Here is an 18,023-nt window from a genome sequence, read left to right as displayed (position 1 = left end):
ACATAACTATCAATATTTTAGTTGACTGAAGCTTCCTTCAGTTGATTGAGCACTTGATAATATGCCGGTTTCTTGTTAAAATTCTCATCCCATAGCAATGGGGTTCCCCGTTTGTTATTACTGAAGCTGGGAATCCAGGAATACTGATCCGACAAGCCCCATATCATAAAGGCCGTACAATTTTGGTCTTCGAGCCAAATCCGGGCTAACTTGCCATAGGCATCAGCCTGCTGTTTTAGAGTTTGCGCGTTTTCTTTCCCTGTATCGATGCTGATATCCAGCTCAGTAATTTGTGTTTGCAATCCCAAATCCTCCAGCCGTTGCATATTCTTTTTCAAACCGTCAAAATCGATTTTCCCTACCTGAAAATGACATTGTAAGCCAACTCCGTCAATAGGGATTCCCCTATCTTTCATGCCTTTTACCAGCTCATATACAGCGTCCGATTTGGCATTCATGGCTTCTGCACCATAATCATTGTAAAAAAGAAGCGCATCGGGATCAGCCTGATGGGCCCACACAAAAGCAGAGTCGATATACCCGGGACCGATAACTTTCATCCAAACGGATTTCCGATAATGATCCGGTTCATTTTCATCAATGGCTTCATTCACCACATCCCATGCATATACTTTCCCCTTCAAATGTCCTACCACCGTTGTAATGTATTCCTTCAAAACGGATAGAAGTTCTTCCTGCGACAATTGATCGTTGTTCATCCACTTCGGTATCTGCTTATGCCATACGAGACAATGACCACGCATCTTCATTCCATTCTGCTCAGCAAAACCGGCTAGTTTATCAGCCCGGGAAAACACGAATGTCCCTCTTTCAGGTTCCATCATATACGGTTTCGTTGCATTTTCAGCCACCACCGTATTAAACTCCTCTTTCAGTATTTTTAAATACTGCTCGTTGGTTCCATCCATGAAAAAGCTGTTGTGAACAGCTACCCCGATATTACGGTGCCGTTTACCGGCATACTCCCGCAAGGTTTCTGTGTCTTGTCTTACACAGGAAGTCTCCCCTACGACCAGGATTATTAGCAGTGAAATGAGAAAACTTTTAGTCATTTTCTGAATGTGTTTTTTGTTATGAATAGCATATTTAAGTGACTATCTCAAGGATAATCGTAAAGGCTCACCCGTTGAATCATCCATTGTCCGGAAGGAATGCGGACGTGCCGCCCTTGATGAGTCTGGTCCCCGTTCAGTCGCCGAAAATGCCAGTTATCCCCCTTCTTTTCCGCTTCATCAACTGCCAGAAGACCAACATTCATTACCGGATTTTCTGCATTAAAAAAGGTCAGCACCAATCCGGTCCCGATAACCCAGAACTCGTTATCCGTTGTTTGAATAATGATTCCTCCTGACGCAGGCCAGTCATCCAATTTTGAATCAGGCGACCAACCAAGGGTAAAATCATGCGATGCAATAATTTTATAATTTCCAAAGTGCAGCGTATCCCGTTGGTGACTGTAGTCGAACCACACACCCGTCTGCGGATGCTTATCGAGCATATTTTGAACCTGGGAAATGAGCTGATAGCTTTGGGTCAGTGAATAGTCTTCCGGGTTGTCTGTCGACTCGATGGAAAATGGACTGAAACCAAGTGCATGATGTTTTCCCAAAACATACAATGCCTGAGTTCCGTTTTCCGCTCCCCTCCTGATCTCCGGGATGAAAAGCGGATTATTTGTCAAATCATACTTCCGGCTCCACTCTCTGAAATCACCGTGATAAATATCCGGTGAAAGCAGATTGAGATCCGGTGCTGCTGCTTTCCACACATCAATCAAATGAGGTAACGGGCCACCACTGGGATACTGTCCGGGATTCAGTCCGGGACGATTCAGTGCGCAATTCACATACAGTGGAACGGGCAGCACTTTCTGACCGGCGGCGGCAATATGGTTAGCATACGACGCCAGATACCAGGCAATAAATACCTCATCGGTGGCGAGCCCCTTTCCAAAAACCTGGTCCCAGTTTCCTTTTGTTTTGAATCCTTGCGAAGACCAAAGGTTCAGCAAGTGAGGTTGTAATTCATTCCGGTGACTAACCAGGTAATCAATTAGCTTTCGGGGAACATCTTCATTAAATTTTTGATTAGCTGCATCGGAATAATCACGGGCACCGGGTAACATTCCAATTTCATTCTCTACCTGAACCATGATAACCTGGTGACTTTTATCCCTCCGGGCGATATGCTTCAGCAGCTGTACATAGGCCTCTCTGTCTGCTTCGAGGTTTTCGTTATAAAAAGGAGACAGAATTTCGGCCGAACGGCCCTTTTTGTCTTTTATTCGCGGAAAGCGCTTAAAATCTTCCTTCACCCAGGCGGGTGCATAACAAGACATGCTGTTTTTCCAGCTTCCAAACCAAAGCAATACCAGCTTGATTTTATTTTCGCGTGATTGACGAATCATCTGGTCAATCAGTTGAAAATTGAACTGACCTTCTTCCGGTTCGACCAATTCCCAGTAAACAGGAACAAGAACCGTATTCAGGTGCATAGCCTTCAGCTTCGGCCAGATGGCAGTCAAATAAACACTATCGGACGAAGAGGAATTGCCCAACTCGCCGGCCAGCATCTGGTAGGGCCTGCCATCAACCATCAGTTGTGTGACTTTTCCATTCTTCTGCAGATGTGGAAAATAGCCTGGTTGTGCACTCAGGTTCAGACTAAGTACAAACAGGGTAAACAGCAATGTTGCCTCGTGTAATCTCATCAAAAATTTCTTCATTTAATAAAGGACAGAAGTAACTTGAAAGCTACCTCTGTCCTTGCTAATACACGCTAGCTAGTTGGTTAGTACTGAAGTTCACCGGTAAAATCGGCACTCACATCCCGGCCGGCCAATCCGTCGGCAAAGCCTTTATAAGCGTATTTTCGTTCATAGTTGGCATCCCAAAGGTTGGGCGCATCATCGGGTATCCAGTTCACATGCTCCTGCTCATTATCAGAAACACCCCAGGCAGTAATGCCATACCGTTGATTCTCCGGAACATATTTCATGTACGCATCAACAACATACTGATAGAGAGCCGCCTGTTGCGCCAGTTGCTCATCTGTAGGCGAAGATGTGCCCACCTTGATATCCAGCTCGGATACCTTAATGAGTTTGCCGGTCGCAGCCAGTTTCTGGAACATCTGGGCTATTTTAACCGTATCGCTGCTGAGCGACAGGTGCATTTGCGTTCCAATACCATCGACGGTAGCTCCCTGGCTTTCGATATAACTAACATACTGAATCAACCCGTCGCATTTCTCCAGGCTGTATTCCAGGTTATAATCGTTGATGAACAGTTTGTCATCGGGGTTACCGTATTGGCGGGCCAGGTTGAAAGCTGTTACGGCATAATTCTCTCCCAGGTATTTCACCCAGTAGAATTCATCGGATGCCGGATCGCTTACATTTCCATCCCGTAAAGTACCATCTTCGTTCATGGGTTCGTTCACTACATCCCAGGCGTGTACATCGTCTTTATAATGACTAACCATCTGGGAAATCCAGCTTTCCATCGCATCACCGATGATCTGGGCTTTTTCCTCAGGAGTTTTTTCAATAACAATCGGTCCTGCGGCTGTAGCCTGTGCGCTTTTGGTCGTATTTTCTACAATTTTGATATCATCGATATAGTAAGTAACGTCAGGCAAATAACCCATGTCGAAGCTCAGTTTTACGTCGGATGTATTTGTCAGCTGAACAGAGATAGCTGTCCATACACCTGCGGGAGTGGTAAATGCTTCAGAAGCGCCTGTTCCCGTCCAGTCCATCCATGGGTATTGATTTCCGTCTACTCCTCCCGGGAAGGAAACACGTCCTTTTCCGTCGATATTCGACTTAACATTGAATGAGAATGTGTAGGTTTTGGCGGGATCCAAAGAGATCTGATCACTTTCCAGCTGGAGGTCCCATGCATTGGCTGACGACGAACTGGAAGTCATTTTAACTGAATAGTCACCTGAAAACTTATCTTCGGCAGTTGCTTCTATACCAGCACCTGCATTATTAACAGTCCAGTTAGTCAAATCTCCGGTTTCGAAACCACCGTTCTGGACATAATTGACTTCGGTAGGCTCAGCATCCAAATCGACCACCATAATGTTATCCACATCGATGTAATAGGTCACATCAGGCAGATATCCCAAATCGAAGAACATTGAGAATGTACTACCGGTAAAATCGTTCACGGTAAATTTCACCTGCTGCCATTGCGAAGTGGTTTCGAAAGCTTCGGTGTAGCTGCCACCGGTACTGTACCAGTCTTGCCACGGATAATTATTGGATAGCCCACTAAAAGAGATACGTCCTTTACCCGGCTGGTCCGATTTGATGTAGAAAGATATTTCATAATTGTGCCCGCTCACAACCGCGATGTCGGGAGAACCTAATTGCAAATCCCATGCGTTTGCGGATGAAGAAGAAGAAACCAATTGTACCGCCTTAGCTGTACTTGATAGACCCGCTCCGTCGACAATGGTAATTCCGGCACCTGGATTTAGTTTGCTCCATCCGTCGAATGAACCATCCTGCAAACCGGTTATATCCAAGGCATTACTACCGGCCGGAGCAGGAACCACTGTCGGTGCTATGAGTCCGTTTAAATAGCTTGCGTTCTGATTTTTATGCCACACCAGGGTATGCCCGTACACTGTCAGTCCGGCTTCTTTTGCTTTCGCGATGAGTCCGTCAACCGGGCCAAAATTCAATTCGCCCTGTGCATTGACCATTGCCGCATGCTTCATGGCATAACCTACCGCTATTTCGTCGAAGTTTTCGTTCACGATATTCCGGTAGGTTTCATCATTCATATACAAATCCAAACCGATGCCCACACCGAGGGTAAAATCGGTGTAGGTTTTCAATGATTCGTAGCGAGAAATTTTTTCAGACAGAGCCAATGGCAGCTCAGCTGTGGTTACTTCGCCATACGAAGGATCTCTTCCCCAATCCATTTTATTCGTGTCACATGAGCTCAGACTCAATAGTAGTGAGCAACAGATAGAGAAAGGCAAAATATGACGTATTATATTTTTTCTATTTCGTTTCATAATCGTACCTATTTATATTGGTTATTCTGCAACGCCAGGGAAATCGCTGTACGATGGAGTGTTCAGCGGCACGACGCGAAGATTGTCAAAGTATATCTTTACATTGGTAGCTGTTGGCTCCACAACATCAGGTACACCGATATTATGAAACCATGGGCCTGATTGCTGGTAAGCTGCGTCAGCCATAGAGGTAACTACATCACCAAAGGTCTTACCCACATAGTCTTCGCTATCGCTGAAAGGAAGCGTAATGGTAAACCAATAACCCGGGTTCTCGAAAGGCACAACCGTTCCGTTTACATACCACGGACGATAAATCATACAATACCTATCCGTTCCGGAACCGTCAGCCATTACCATTCGAATAATACCTGAATTCCAGTCATTTTCAACATAAATATCCATTTGCACACCACATTCCGAAGCAGGTGTACTGGCCGGAATTACCGAAAGAAGATTAGACGGCCAGCTCGAACTGTTGGTCCAGTACCGTTTGTCAGAGTTCGCGGCAATTGATTCGCCATTCACGTTGAAACACTGGTAACCTCCCTGTGATTTGGGACCATCACCTGAGGCGGGAATCTCATCAGTTAAAGGAGTTCCTGCATCATCAATTCCGGATGCCCATGAGTAGTTATTGACATCATCAAAATTCTGGAACAATCCTTTTTTGAAATTAAAGCACGCCGGCGAATAAGCACCTCCATTGGCGCCCACAACCAGAATAGCTCCTCCATCATCGGAAACTCCATCAGGTACAGTTACCATACAGAATTTGCCATCTTCATCATCTGAGACAATGCCTTCGGTTACGGTTACGTTGCCGGGAAACGTTATGCTTGTGATACCCTGCAACCCGGTTCCATAAATCGTAATCCGATCGCCTGCCTGGGGCATTGTATGCGAAATCGCTGTAACCGTTGGAGCGGAAGCTCTTATTTCGAAGGAATAAGTGAAACTATTGCTCTCGCTTTTGAATAACCGGATGGTATTTTTCTCTTCCTCAGTAGCTTTAATCGTCGGTACATTTTGAGAGATACTTACCAGCATGGAATTATCCGTCATGTACGCAGGGTTAAAATAACTATCGTAGCCATTGATAAACACTTTCTTCACTCCGATAAACCCAGAGCCCTCAAGCCTTATCGTTTGTCCAAGACGGGCAAATGTAACTTCCCTGTCGGGAACGGAAGATTCAGCATCTTCCAGATAAACCTTGGTAACCGTTACGGGCGTATTAACCCCATCGTTGTTGTCTTTTTCACACGAATTCAGCAATAACGTAAAAACAAACAACCCAAGGAATAACGTCCAAAACCTTTTATATTCTTGATTTTTCATTGGATATCTTTTTGAGGAATTATTCAAATAAGTCAGTTATTCTCTCTTCCGTAAATTCATAAGGAACAGGAGCATCACCCAATTTCGGGTTCTGAATCAGTTCTGATTCAGGATAAGGCAACAGGAAAATAGAAGCATCAGCCTGCCCTACCGGACGGGTTCCCGGATTTCGTTCGGAATCGATGCTTAAATTATTGGGGGCGCTGAACAAGTAAGCTGGGATCGTTCCCCGGTCCTGACCGTCGATATAGTTGATAATTTCCTGCTGTTTGTAATAAGCACGGCTTAGCAAATCGTACCAATACCTGCCTTCCATACTGAATTCCACACGGCGTTCGTGGCGGATATCTTCCCATGAGATGCTGGTTTTAGCCTCCAAACCGGCACGTGTGCGAACATCGTTAAAATACATCAGAGCAGTTGCATCAGTCGTACTTTCGTTATTACCCAGAACAGCCTCGGCATAATTCAGGTAAACTTCGGCCAAACGCAGCATATAATTATCGAGAGCTGAGTTCATTCGCCCGATAGCAGGATTATCTTTACTGGAGCCGACAACTCCTTTTTTAACATTCAGGGTCGTAGAGCTGTTTCCCGATACATTTCGCTCATAAAGAAGTCCGCCATTGGCCTGGTTGATTTCAGGATAAAAGTCACCATACCCCATCCACGTTGCCTTGCGGCGGATGGTGTCGTTTTCCTCATACTCCTTAATCATGTCGTAAGGACATCTCGTCCAGTCGCCCCAGGCAGCATCGTCGCCCGTAACTTCCGAACCAAATGCAAAATAGGCCTGGTGAGTGTTAATCACTCCATATCCGGTAGTACTGTTCAGACCCGGTACCCACTGGAAGGCAAACATCGACTCGGTGTTGTTGTTATGTTCGATTTTGAACAGATCCGGATAATTTTCCATCAAACTAAACGGGCCTTGGTTAATCACCTTTTCGGCAGCTTTTTTAGCCAGATCGAGATAAGCCTGATCACGTGTTCCTACATTCGGACTCTCTCCGTAATTCGAAGCAACAAAGCCCGAATAAGCCAGATAAAAACGGGAAAGCATCCCAAAGGCACTGTAACGATTAACTCTGCCAGGCTGTCCCGACTCTTCAGGTAAATATTTGGCAGCAAATTCCATGTCGCGGATGGCAAATTCGAACGCATCTTTCTGCGGATTGGAATTAACCACCGGATTAGACGCCAACGGCGTTGGGTCTTCGGAAATAATCACATTACCCCATAACGAAGCCAGGTACCAATAAGCCGTACCACGCATAAAGCGAGCCTCAGCTATATACTGTTGCTTCACATCGTCAGCGGCAGAGCTTTCATTTATACTCTTGATTACTTTGTTTGATTGCTGAACAACCACGTACAAAGACGACCAGGCACTGACCAAAGGTCCTGTCAGTCCGGTTACCGACAAGTCGGCAAAAGGATAAATGTAATCGGAATAGGGCGCGTATAAATTGTAAGCCATTCCGTCGCCTAACCCGTAATAGAACTTGTCATTGAAGTCGAACCAAACTTTATTATAAAGAGGGGCAGTGAGTGCAGGAAGATTATCTTCCGTAAGGCTACTCCCGGTAATCAGGTTGTTAGGCTTAATATCCAGATAATCATTGCATGAATTTAACGAGAGTGCCAATGCAATGATTAATGAGAAAAATATTCTTTTTGTTTTCATTTTCACTGAATTAAATGGTTAGAAAGTAACATTGACACCAACCGTATAAATCCTTGGAGAAGGATATCGTCCGTTATCCACACCGTTTAACTGGTTTCCCCCGCTATAGGATATACCCACTTCCGGATCGAAACCGCTGTAGTTCGTAAACGTGTAAACATTCTGTAAATTAGAGTAAACCTTCACATTGGACATACCAACCTTCCTTACCCATCTTTGAGGCAAAGTGTACTCCAACGAAATATTCTGTATCCTGAGATAGGAACCATTTTCAACAAAACGGTCGCTGAATGCGAAATCATAATCGGAAGTGGCTGTTGACTGGGGCAAACGGCTCATGTGCGGATCACCACCGGTAATTTGCACATTCCGGTAATCATTCGGACCATTGGGATCGATGAGTCCTGTTTTTGCATAATCAATAGCATAGGCAAACAGGTTGGAAATATTCCTGCGCGGATTACCCATATACCGGCGGGCATAGTTGATCACATCGTTCCCGTATGAACCGGTGAGGAAAACCGATAAGCTCAAATTTCCGTACGTAAAACTATTTCCTACTCCGTATGTAAATTTCGGTTCCGGATTTCCGATAAACGTGCGATCTTTCTGGTCAATTACTCCATCGTGGTTTTGATCTTTATAAATGTAATCACCAATCCATACACCGTTTTGTTCATCGATAGGCAGATTACTCATAACCGGAACACGCTTTATATTTCCGTCTTTGTCTTTGTAATAGAAATCGGTTGCCTTTTCAAACCGTCCGATAACCTGGTAGCCGTAGAACTGGCCAATAGGTTGACCAACGATGGTACGGTTGATAATGGTAGAACCGGTAGCCCCCCAGCTTGAATCATCTATAGAACGAACATCTTCTCCCGTTTGTGTATTGATTGACAGAACCTTGTTCCTGTTCAGTGTAAATACGAAATTACTACGCCAGTGAAATTTATTATGGCTAATGTTAACAGTGTTTAGCGTAAGCTCAATCCCTTTGTTCTCTAATGACCCCAGGTTAACCCACGGGCGTCCGCTTGCACCTTGTCCGGAAGTTCCGACATACGCAGGAAGCGATGCCTGTAACAACAGGTTTTGAGTTTTCTTGTAATAGACATCGCCAATAAATTCAATCCGGTTCTGGAACAAGCTTAAATCGAGACCGACGTTGCTTGAACTGGTTGACTCCCATGTCAAATCTTCATTGGGCGTATTGGCTGCAATCAAACCTGTTCCCCAGTTGGTGGTTGCAGTTGTGTAGGCGGCCAGCCATGCATAATTGTCCGGAATATTTTGGTTTCCGACCAATCCCCAGCCTAACCGAAGTTTCAGATTATTAATTACCGTATTATCTTTCAGAAAATCTTCGTTAGATACTTTCCATGCCAGAGCAGCGGATGGAAACCAACCGGCACGTTTGTTCCTGGCAAACTTAGATGACTGGTCGTACCTTAACGTTGTCGTCAGCAGATATCTGTCCGCATAAGAGTAGAAAATACGGCCGAAGTTGGAAAGAAGCGAACTGGCTCCGGTATACCCGTTATTGGCGGCCGTCGTGGCATCACCCAGTGTTAAATCAGTAGCTCCGTTGGTCGGATAACCGTTACGGGTGCCGGAAAGAAAATCCCACGATGATTTTTGCATTTCAAAACCATACATGGCGGTCACCTTATGCTGTCCGAAAGTCCGGTCGTAGGTCAGAATATTTCTCCAACTCCAGAACTTGTTGTATTGTTTGGTATAAGTTCCTTCATTGTCGTCGCGGAACTGTGTTTCCGAGAGATGATAAGTAGGTTGAAAACGATAGGTATTAATAAAATTGAAGTCAAACGAGAACTCGGTACGGAACGACAATCCTTTTAATACCTCCGGAGTTAGTTCGACATAAGTATTCGACCGGATGCCGGCAGTTTCCTTTTGGTTGTCAATCAGCATGGCCATTGCCATGGGATTGGTTGGCATATACTGCTCGTTCGATGCAGCGAAAGAACCATCCGGATTACGTACGGGCACGTCCGGCGTTGTCTTAAGTGCCGTTATCACCAACGACTGATCGGAAACTGTCAACTTCTGATAAGTATTTGAAAAAGCGAAGTTAACTCCTGCTTTCATGTAGCTTTTAACTTGCGAATCAAAGCTTCCGGTCAGGTTCAGCCTTTCAAACCCGGAACCTGCCGCAATACCATTCTGGTTGGAATAACCTGCCCCCAAATTGTAGGTATTTTTTTCGTCCCCGCCCGAAATAGAAAGATAATGATTGTTCATCGAGGCCGTTCTGAATAACTCATTCTGCCAATCCGTTCCTTTGCCTAATAAATCGGGGCGGACAAAATTATTGTTGTAATTGATCAATCCCAGGTCAGCCAGGGTATTCCGGTGTGTGGCATACTGTTGCAAATCGAGCACATCGAGCTTGGTGGGTATTTGCTGCCAACCAACGTAACCATTATAGTTAATCGTTGCTCTTCCTTTTTGCCCCCTCTTGGTTGTAATAATAATTACACCGTTAGAACCACGGGCACCATAAATGGCAGTTGCAGAAGCGTCTTTTAGAATATCCATCGAAACAATATCGGCCGGGTTGATAGAAGCCAATGCACTTGTATTTGTGTTCCCAGCGCTGGTTGCCCCGCCGTCAATTATAACACCATCTATCACGTAGATTGGCTCGTTAGATGCACTCAAAGAATTGATACCGCGAATCCTGATTGAGGTACTGGCACCGGGCATTCCGGAGTTTTGCTGTACCTGTACACCGGCAGCTCGTCCTTTAAGAACCTGGTCAATAGATGTTGGAACGGATTCCTGTATAGCATTGTCGGATACCGAAACAACCGAACCGGTTAAATCGCTCCGTTTCATCTGTCCGTATCCCACCACAACAACTTCATCGAGCGACTTAACATCTTCCTGAAGGATAACGTTAATGGTTCGACGATTGTCGACAGGAATAGTTTGCGGCTGATAGCCCACAAATTTAAATGTTAACCGGGCATTCCCGGGAACATCTAAAGTATAGACTCCATTGTAGTCAGTAACTGTTCCCTGAGCGGTGCCTTCCACCAGTATACTGACACCTGGGATGGATTCGCCGGTCTTTTTATCAGTCACCTTTCCGGTTACCTTGATATTTTGTGCCAGCGCGACAAAAGTTACCGAAAACAGAAGGAAGAATGTTACCGTAATTCTCCTTTTGATTGTGTCAGTTTTCATCATAGGAAATGAATTTAGTTGTTAGATAATTGGATAGAGATTTTTCTTTTCCAGGATTAGTCAGATCGATCGGAGGCGTAATTCTCCCAGACCTCCTTTTTGGAAAGTAATGCTTCATAGATTTGGATTAATTCACGACAAGTTAGGTTGTCTGAAATTTTTTATAATTAAAGTTTTAATTTTTTACTGGCTGGAATTTTTCAATATTCATCCAGCAGGTAATTAGTAAAATTGGATTTTCGTTAGATTCTTCTTTCAAATGTAGGTATATATCTCGCGTGCGCTTTTGCTGTTAGTTACCTATGCTTTTCCGTACGTTACAAATCTTGCGAAATGGTTACATTTTGTGCGATCCCGGTTACACAGTTTACCCGATTACAATATTTTTGTCTCGGGAAGTATATCCGGATTTTTTTTTAATTTAGACTAGCCCAGAAAAAGACTTATGCGATCCAAGCTTTTCATCCTGATTGTTGCAATTTTCCATTTTGGGGTTTGTATATCGAATGCCCAAACCAAACGACTGTTTGACCACAATGAAGGCTTGTCAAATAGTTTAATTAATCAGGTATTTCAGGATCACATGGGCTTTATTTGGGTAGCTACCGAAGATGGACTGAACCGATTCGACGGCATCAAATACACTTCCTATTCACACCATGACAATCAGCCGCAATCGCTTAAATCAAATTTTGTTACATCCTTGGCGGAAGACAAGGATGGGAACCTTTGGGTCGGACTAATTAATGGTCTTCAGATTTACGATTATGCCACCGAGACTTTCAGGGAAATAAAACTGTTTACCGACAGCACCAACATTCATCCGTATATCAGCTCGATCATTTGTGCATCGAATGGTGATATCTGGATGACGACTTCCGGATACGGTGTTTTTCGTATAAAAAGAGATACCGAAATCCCGGTCCAACTAACAGGATTGAATGAACGCCTCAACAGCCATTTTTTGCGTACCATTTTTGAAGATAGCGATGGTACCGTCTGGCTTGGTTCCGATGATGAAGGGCTAAACTCGTACAATCCGAAAACAGACGAAGTGTTAAGTTTCAGACAATCTGCACCGCGAGGATATGCATTAACAAGCAACGATATATCCAGCATTTGCCAGGATAATCACGGCGGCATTTATGTTGGGAGCCTCAACGGAGGATTGGTTCGTATAAACAAGAATACCAGGCAAATTGAAAGGATTCCATCCGCCGGAACCACTCAGAGTAATCTCCCTGTCAAAAGCCTTTACTTCGATTCTCAACATCAATTATGGGTTGGAACTGATGGATTCGGGTTGAAATTACTGAACCGAAAAACAAATCAACTGGAAAGCCACTCCCCTTCAAGTTCGTCTTTCGATTTCTCGAAAAGTAAAATTCATTCTATCATCGAAGATACAGAAGGGAATCTTTGGGTTGGTATTTTCCAAAAAGGACTTTTTCTATTCCCCGACACACCCGAGATGTTCAGACACTTCGGATACGAAGCTTTTGGAAAAAACAGCATCGGTTCGAGCAGTATTACTTCCATCGACGGTAAAGGTGATATTCTTTGGATTGGTACAGATGGCGACGGTATTTACCGGTTAAACCTGGCTAATGAAAAGGTCAAACACCTTACCCTGAGAGATCCCAAAGGTGTTACCAGGGGAAATAACATTTTGGTTCTTCACAACGGACCAGATCAATATTTATGGATTGGTACGTATTCCAACGGGCTCATCCGCTACGATAAAGAGAATAAATCCATCAAAATATATAAAAACGACCCCAAAAACGGCCACAGTCTGGCAAACGACAAAATTACGACCATCAAAGAGGATTCAAACGGTGAACTTTTACTGGGTACTTTAGGCGGCGGGATCTGTCGTTTCAACCCCAAAACACAACTATTTTACAAAGGCTTGAATATTCCCGATTCATTAAATGACCAGATACAAAAATGGGTCAACGATATTTTCATTGATAAAGACCGAAGATATTGGGTGGGAACATATGGCGGACTTTATGTGGTTGATCCGAAAGCCGGTGTGGTAACCCGTTTTTCAGAAGCAGATAAAACGCTCGTTAATAATACAGTGTACTGCATCCAATCAGATTCGAAAGGAACAATTTGGGTAGGCACCTACGATGGTTTGGAAAAAATTGATCCACAAACATTTCAAACCAAAGTTTACCGGATGGAGAACGGTTTGGGGAGTAATGTGATATGCGCGATCCAGGAAGACGAGCATCATAAGCTTTGGATCAGTACGCATAAAGGATTGTCTCGGTTTGACCCCGAGAAAGAACTCTTTACCAACTATTATGCTTCGGATGGAATCCAGTCCAACGAGTTCTCACGAAACGCTTCCTTTAAAACCAGCCGGCAGGAATTGTTCTTCGGTGGTATCAATGGAATCACGGAAGTCAAGAAAAATTATCCAAATTTCAAACAAAAAATCAGAGATGTCATTCTAACCGATTTCTCTCTTTTTAACCAACCGGTTCAAATCGGCCAGCAATCAGGAAAACATATCATACTAAATAAATCAATTGTGTTGGCCGACACCGTCCGGCTACGTGAACGCGACAATGTTTTTTCCATTGGTTTTACATCGCTCGAGCTGGCCAACCAGTCACGCATCTCCTATCAGTATAAGATGGTTGGATTCGATGAAAACTGGAGTATCACCAACTCCATGAACCGGAGAGCAACCTACACCAATCTCCCGCATGGTACGTATACTTTTTACGTCCGTGCCGTTGATAAGGCCCAAATTTCAAATCCCCGAAAGCTTACCATCATTATCTTTCCACCCTGGTACAAAACGGCCTGGGCTAAAGCACTCTGGGTATTGCTGATTTTCGGTCTTTTCTATGGAATCATCCTTTTCTACCGGGAGAAGCTTATGCGTCGGCACGCCGAACAAATTAACGAAATGAAGATGCAGTTTTTCATCAACATATCGCACGAGATTAAAACGCCACTGGCATTGATTATCGATCCGTTGGAAAAACTACTGAACCAAAAATCCGATGAGAAAACTTCCAGGTTATACAAAGTGATGTATCAAAATGCCAGTAGAATTTTCAGACTGGTTAACCAGCTGATGGATGTGCGAAAAATCGATAAAGGATTGCTCCTGGTCAAGTTTCAGCAAACCAATCTATATAATTTCACCCGGGAAATTTCTCATTCATATGACCTGTTGGCAATAAGCAAGAATATTTCATTCGAAATCGAAACGACCGACCCGGATATTCAGGTTTGGATCGATCCGCTGAACTTCGAGAAAGTAATTCTAAACCTATTATCCAACGCTTTCAAATTCACGCCGGAAGGTGGTTCAATTAAAATTCATATAGAAAAAGTCCCTACGGAAAAGCAGGCTCGGACCGAACGGGTGAGAATTACTGTAAGTGACAGCGGAACCGGTATTAAAGAGCGTGATTTGGAACGCATCTTCTCGCGTTTTTACCAGGTCGATTCCAAGGAAGCGAGATACATGGGCGGAACAGGGATTGGTTTGCACCTGTCTCGGTCACTCGTTCAGCTGCACAATGGTGAACTCATCGCTAAAAATCGTACGGATGGCCCGGGTAGCAAGTTTATCATTACCCTACCCTTGGGAAATGAACATTTGCCGAAAGAAGATCTGGTAACCGAAGAAAACCTTTTGCCGACTCCCATTCAACGGATTACACCACAAGTATCGCCTCGGATAATTGAGGAGAGTCACCCGAAACACCAAAAGCCAAAGACCAGTTACAAGGTGATGATTATTGATGATGAAGATGAGATCAGGAATTACCTGGTAGACGAACTTTCGGGAACCTATAACGTGGTAGAATATAAAAATGGGAAAGAAGCTTTTGAAAGTCTGATGGATGAAAATCCCGACCTAATTCTCAGCGATATCATGATGCCCGAGATGGACGGTATCGCCTTCTGTAAAAAAGTAAAAGGAAATATTCATACCAGCCACATTCCTGTCGTTCTGTTGACTGCCCTCTCTAAAGAAGAAAATCGCGTTGAAGGAATTGAAACCGGAGCTGATATGTACCTGGTAAAACCGTTCAACAGTGAACTGTTAAGAAAAACCATCGCCGGAATACTTGAAAACAGAAGAAGGATTTACGAAAAATTCAAAGACACCGAAGAGCAACACGGATTAGTTGACACTGCGTTAAAGTCACACGACGAAATTCTCATGCAGAAAGTGATGACGATTGTTAAGGATAATATCTCAGAAAAGAACCTGAACGTCGAGATGCTGGCTGAAGGTGTCGGGATCAGTCGGGTTCATATGCACCGCAAGCTAAAGGAGCTGACGAATCATTCGGCGCGCGATTTTATCCGAAATATCCGGATGAAACAGGCCGCTTATCTGCTCGCCAACAAGAAGCTCAATGTAAGCGAAGTAGCATATGCCGTAGGTTACTCCAATCTCTCCCACTTTTCCAACACGTTTAAATCTCATTATGGCGTTTCGCCCAAAGAGTACAGCGAAAAACAACACAAATCGATGGAGGAAGAGGATAAAGAACAATAAAATATCGACCTTTTGCTCTGCACGACTTTCCTGAACTGAACATTCTCCACGTGTAAAAAAACGGTGCAAATCTTTGTCAAACAACAGAACCGTGACCGATCCATCAGCAGCAGCGAACCTGTGATTTTCACTATAAATTCTACTTTACTTCGCAAAAAAAGGGAGCTGGTCACCCCAACTCCCTTTTGTGTATCAGTATCAGTTTACAATAAAACAGTCGCGGTTAATTGTAACCCGGATTTTGATAAGCTGCTTTATCTGCCTCACTCATTTCAAGACCATCGATCTGGCTTTGTGGAATTGGACGCAGATAGAGATACGGTTGAATATTCCGCGTCACAGTTTGCGGTGTATGATCTCCATAATTAGCTCCGCCAATTTGATAGGTTCCGGCAAGTTCGCCCCATTTCTGGGTGCGCACCAGGTCGAACCAGCGATAACCTTCGCCGTAATATTCACGTGAACGCTCAGCAAGGATATAATCGATCGTGATATTCGCAGGTGTAGCTGCGACCATTTCAGCACTATGATCTTCCACTTTGGTAGAATCACCGTTGTTGTCATAGCGCCATTTTCCGGCACGCGCACGAATCACATTGATTAAATCCCTGGCGGATTTGCCTGCTGTTGTGGCAGCCCCTTTCACTGCCGCTTCTGCTGCTATGAAGTAGAGCTCAGAAAATTTAGCAATATTGAATGGACGGGTTACAGCGGCATTCGGTTGTCCCAAGCCTCCGTTGTTATCGGTACGATAGGTACCAATCTTCCAAAGGCCAGGATATACAATCCGGCTAATTCCGCTCGGCGCGATCACAAAGTCGGACCGTCCGGGAACTTCAGCTGCACCGATGTTGCTATTACCTGCTCCACTTGGATAGGTAAGCGAAGTTGCCGGGTCGTTGTTTAAGAAAGTCAATATTGCATCGCCGGGCTGAACCTCCATAAAGTTTGCATTATAAACAGGGCCAGTGATGCCGGCTTTATCCCAGTTACCTCTGTAAACCGTAGTAAAGGTACCGTCGTACCGCGAATCGTTCGTTTTATCAGCAAAAGTGTTTTTGATTACACCAATCGTAGGACACATACGGGTCCATGGGCGTCCCAAATGCTGCTCTGCTTCACGCTGAACAGAACTCATTGCTGACCATTCGGTGTTGGAAGAGCTGCTTCGAATCACCGTGTAGTTCCACGTCATCATCCAAACAGCACAGTTATCATGATCACCGGCGCTACTGTATGTAAGGCTACTTCCGTTGTAATATTCACTGGTCTCGGTGTGATCGGCATACAGCAATATTTCGTTATTGCGATCATTGGGAGCCCAGTTAACGTCATAGTAAGTTGGCTGTAATCCGAAAGGTCCGGGATCGTCGATGGCAGCTGTTGCTACATTATATGCCTGTTGAAAGTACCACTGAGCATCATGTCCGTCTGGATCAACCCGGTCACTCGCCGGATAAGTAGGAATATTATTGGGATTTTCAAGCCACCACGCATAGGTGAGATAGGCTTTAGCCAAATAAAGACGGGCAAGTGTTTGCGTGGCACCACCGGTTACCCTTGGATTGACGGGCAAGTCGGCTACTGCTTTCAGTAAGTCCGGGAATATGGCTTTGGTATAAACCTCGGGTACCGTATTGCGGGTTGAAACCCTGACAGGAGATGTGTTAAACTTCAGTTCCCCTGCACCTAAATCCAATGGTACTCCACCGAACGTTTGTACCAGCAGAAAATAGTCAAATGCGCGAAAGAACCTGGCTTCAGCAATCAAAGCGTCGGATATGCCTACTGCGCTGGCATTTTCGATGATACCACTTGCCGTGTTAATGTCAGGGAAAGTAGCTCCCCACAATCTGTCACTACGGCTGCTGGTCGAGGTGATATCACCCTGACCCGTCATATCCATCACTTTAAAGTTCTGGTCCGCACTCTGAGCATAAGTTGCTTCATCGGTACCGGTTTCCAGGGTATTATAGAAGTAAGCTTCTCCGTAGATATAGCGCAGATGTGCATACAAAGAAGTCAATCCTCCGTAAACACCTTTTTCGGTTTTGAAAAAATCAGGTGTATAAATACTACGCGGCTGCTCATCTAAAATATTATTAGAGCAAGACGCCAGGAACAACGACATCACGATTGCTCCCATAAAAGTTTTTATATGTATACGTTTCATTATAGTCC

The 18,023-nt window shown here is 44.4% G+C and carries 8 protein-coding genes; 1 reads left to right on the top strand and 7 read right to left on the bottom strand.

Annotated features, from left to right (window positions below; genetic code table 11):
* Nucleotides 1–17: 17 nt before the first annotated feature.
* The 6 genes from CLV93_RS19155 to CLV93_RS19130 all read right to left on the bottom strand — a co-directional run bounded on the left by CLV93_RS19155 (nucleotide 18) and on the right by CLV93_RS19130 (nucleotide 11,302).
* Nucleotides 18–1,073 carry an endo-1,4-beta-xylanase gene (locus tag CLV93_RS19155; protein ID WP_106543843.1) on the bottom strand — a complete coding sequence of 352 codons (1,056 nt, stop codon included), beginning with the start codon at nucleotides 1,071–1,073 and terminating at the stop codon, nucleotides 18–20.
* Nucleotides 1,074–1,120: 47 nt separating this feature from the next.
* Nucleotides 1,121–2,731 carry a GH35 family beta-galactosidase gene (locus CLV93_RS19150; protein WP_246187292.1) on the bottom strand — a complete coding sequence of 537 codons (1,611 nt, stop codon included), beginning with the start codon at nucleotides 2,729–2,731 and terminating at the stop codon, nucleotides 1,121–1,123.
* Between the two features lie 80 nt (nucleotides 2,732–2,811).
* Complete coding sequence (locus CLV93_RS19145) at nucleotides 2,812–4,962, bottom strand: endo-1,4-beta-xylanase (RefSeq protein ID WP_106543841.1); 2,151 nt, start codon at nucleotides 4,960–4,962, stop codon at nucleotides 2,812–2,814.
* 117 nt (nucleotides 4,963–5,079) lie between these two features.
* A complete protein-coding gene (locus tag CLV93_RS19140) occupies nucleotides 5,080–6,399 on the bottom strand; it encodes a glycan-binding surface protein (protein ID WP_106543840.1) in 1,320 nt (439 codons plus the stop codon).
* Nucleotides 6,400–6,418: 19 nt separating this feature from the next.
* A complete protein-coding gene (locus tag CLV93_RS19135; protein ID WP_106543839.1) occupies nucleotides 6,419–8,086 on the bottom strand; it encodes a RagB/SusD family nutrient uptake outer membrane protein in 1,668 nt (555 codons plus the stop codon).
* An 18-nt stretch (nucleotides 8,087–8,104) separates the two neighbouring features.
* Nucleotides 8,105–11,302 (bottom strand): SusC/RagA family TonB-linked outer membrane protein, encoded by a 3,198-nt coding sequence (locus tag CLV93_RS19130; RefSeq protein WP_106543838.1) that lies wholly within the window; start codon nucleotides 11,300–11,302, stop codon nucleotides 8,105–8,107.
* A 442-nt stretch (nucleotides 11,303–11,744) separates the two neighbouring features.
* Here CLV93_RS19130 and CLV93_RS19125 point away from each other — a divergent pair, with 442 nt between their 5' ends.
* Entirely contained in the window at nucleotides 11,745–15,842 is a 4,098-nt protein-coding gene (locus tag CLV93_RS19125; RefSeq protein WP_106543837.1) for a hybrid sensor histidine kinase/response regulator transcription factor, read from the top strand.
* Between the two features lie 223 nt (nucleotides 15,843–16,065).
* Here CLV93_RS19125 and CLV93_RS19120 read toward each other — a convergent pair whose 3' ends face one another.
* The gene (locus tag CLV93_RS19120; protein ID WP_106543836.1) at nucleotides 16,066–18,015 is read right to left on the bottom strand and encodes a RagB/SusD family nutrient uptake outer membrane protein; all 1,950 of its coding nucleotides are present in this window, start codon (nucleotides 18,013–18,015) and stop codon (nucleotides 16,066–16,068) included.
* Nucleotides 18,016–18,023 lie beyond the last annotated feature (8 nt).

Source organism: Prolixibacter denitrificans (assembly GCF_003014495.1).
GTDB classification, from domain to species: Bacteria; Bacteroidota; Bacteroidia; order Bacteroidales; family Prolixibacteraceae; genus Prolixibacter; species Prolixibacter denitrificans.
Note: the sequence above shows the minus strand (reverse complement) of the source record. Positions and strands in the feature narration are given on the sequence as shown.

Bases quoted from the DNA above. Each gene is read 5' to 3' on its own strand.
- CLV93_RS19155 (WP_106543843.1), bottom strand. From the start codon at position 1,073: ATGACTAAAAGTTTTCTCATTTCACTGCTAATAATCCTGGTCGTAGGG.
- CLV93_RS19150 (WP_246187292.1), bottom strand. From the start codon at position 2,731: ATGAGATTACACGAGGCAACATTGCTGTTTACCCTGTTTGTACTTAGT.
- CLV93_RS19145 (WP_106543841.1), bottom strand. From the start codon at position 4,962: ATGGATTGGGGAAGAGATCCTTCGTATGGCGAAGTAACCACAGCTGAG.
- CLV93_RS19140 (WP_106543840.1), bottom strand. From the start codon at position 6,399: ATGAAAAATCAAGAATATAAAAGGTTTTGGACGTTATTCCTTGGGTTG.
- CLV93_RS19135 (WP_106543839.1), bottom strand. From the start codon at position 8,086: ATGAAAACAAAAAGAATATTTTTCTCATTAATCATTGCATTGGCACTC.
- CLV93_RS19130 (WP_106543838.1), bottom strand. From the start codon at position 11,302: ATGATGAAAACTGACACAATCAAAAGGAGAATTACGGTAACATTCTTC.
- CLV93_RS19125 (WP_106543837.1), top strand. From the start codon at position 11,745: ATGCGATCCAAGCTTTTCATCCTGATTGTTGCAATTTTCCATTTTGGG.
- CLV93_RS19120 (WP_106543836.1), bottom strand. From the start codon at position 18,015: ATGAAACGTATACATATAAAAACTTTTATGGGAGCAATCGTGATGTCG.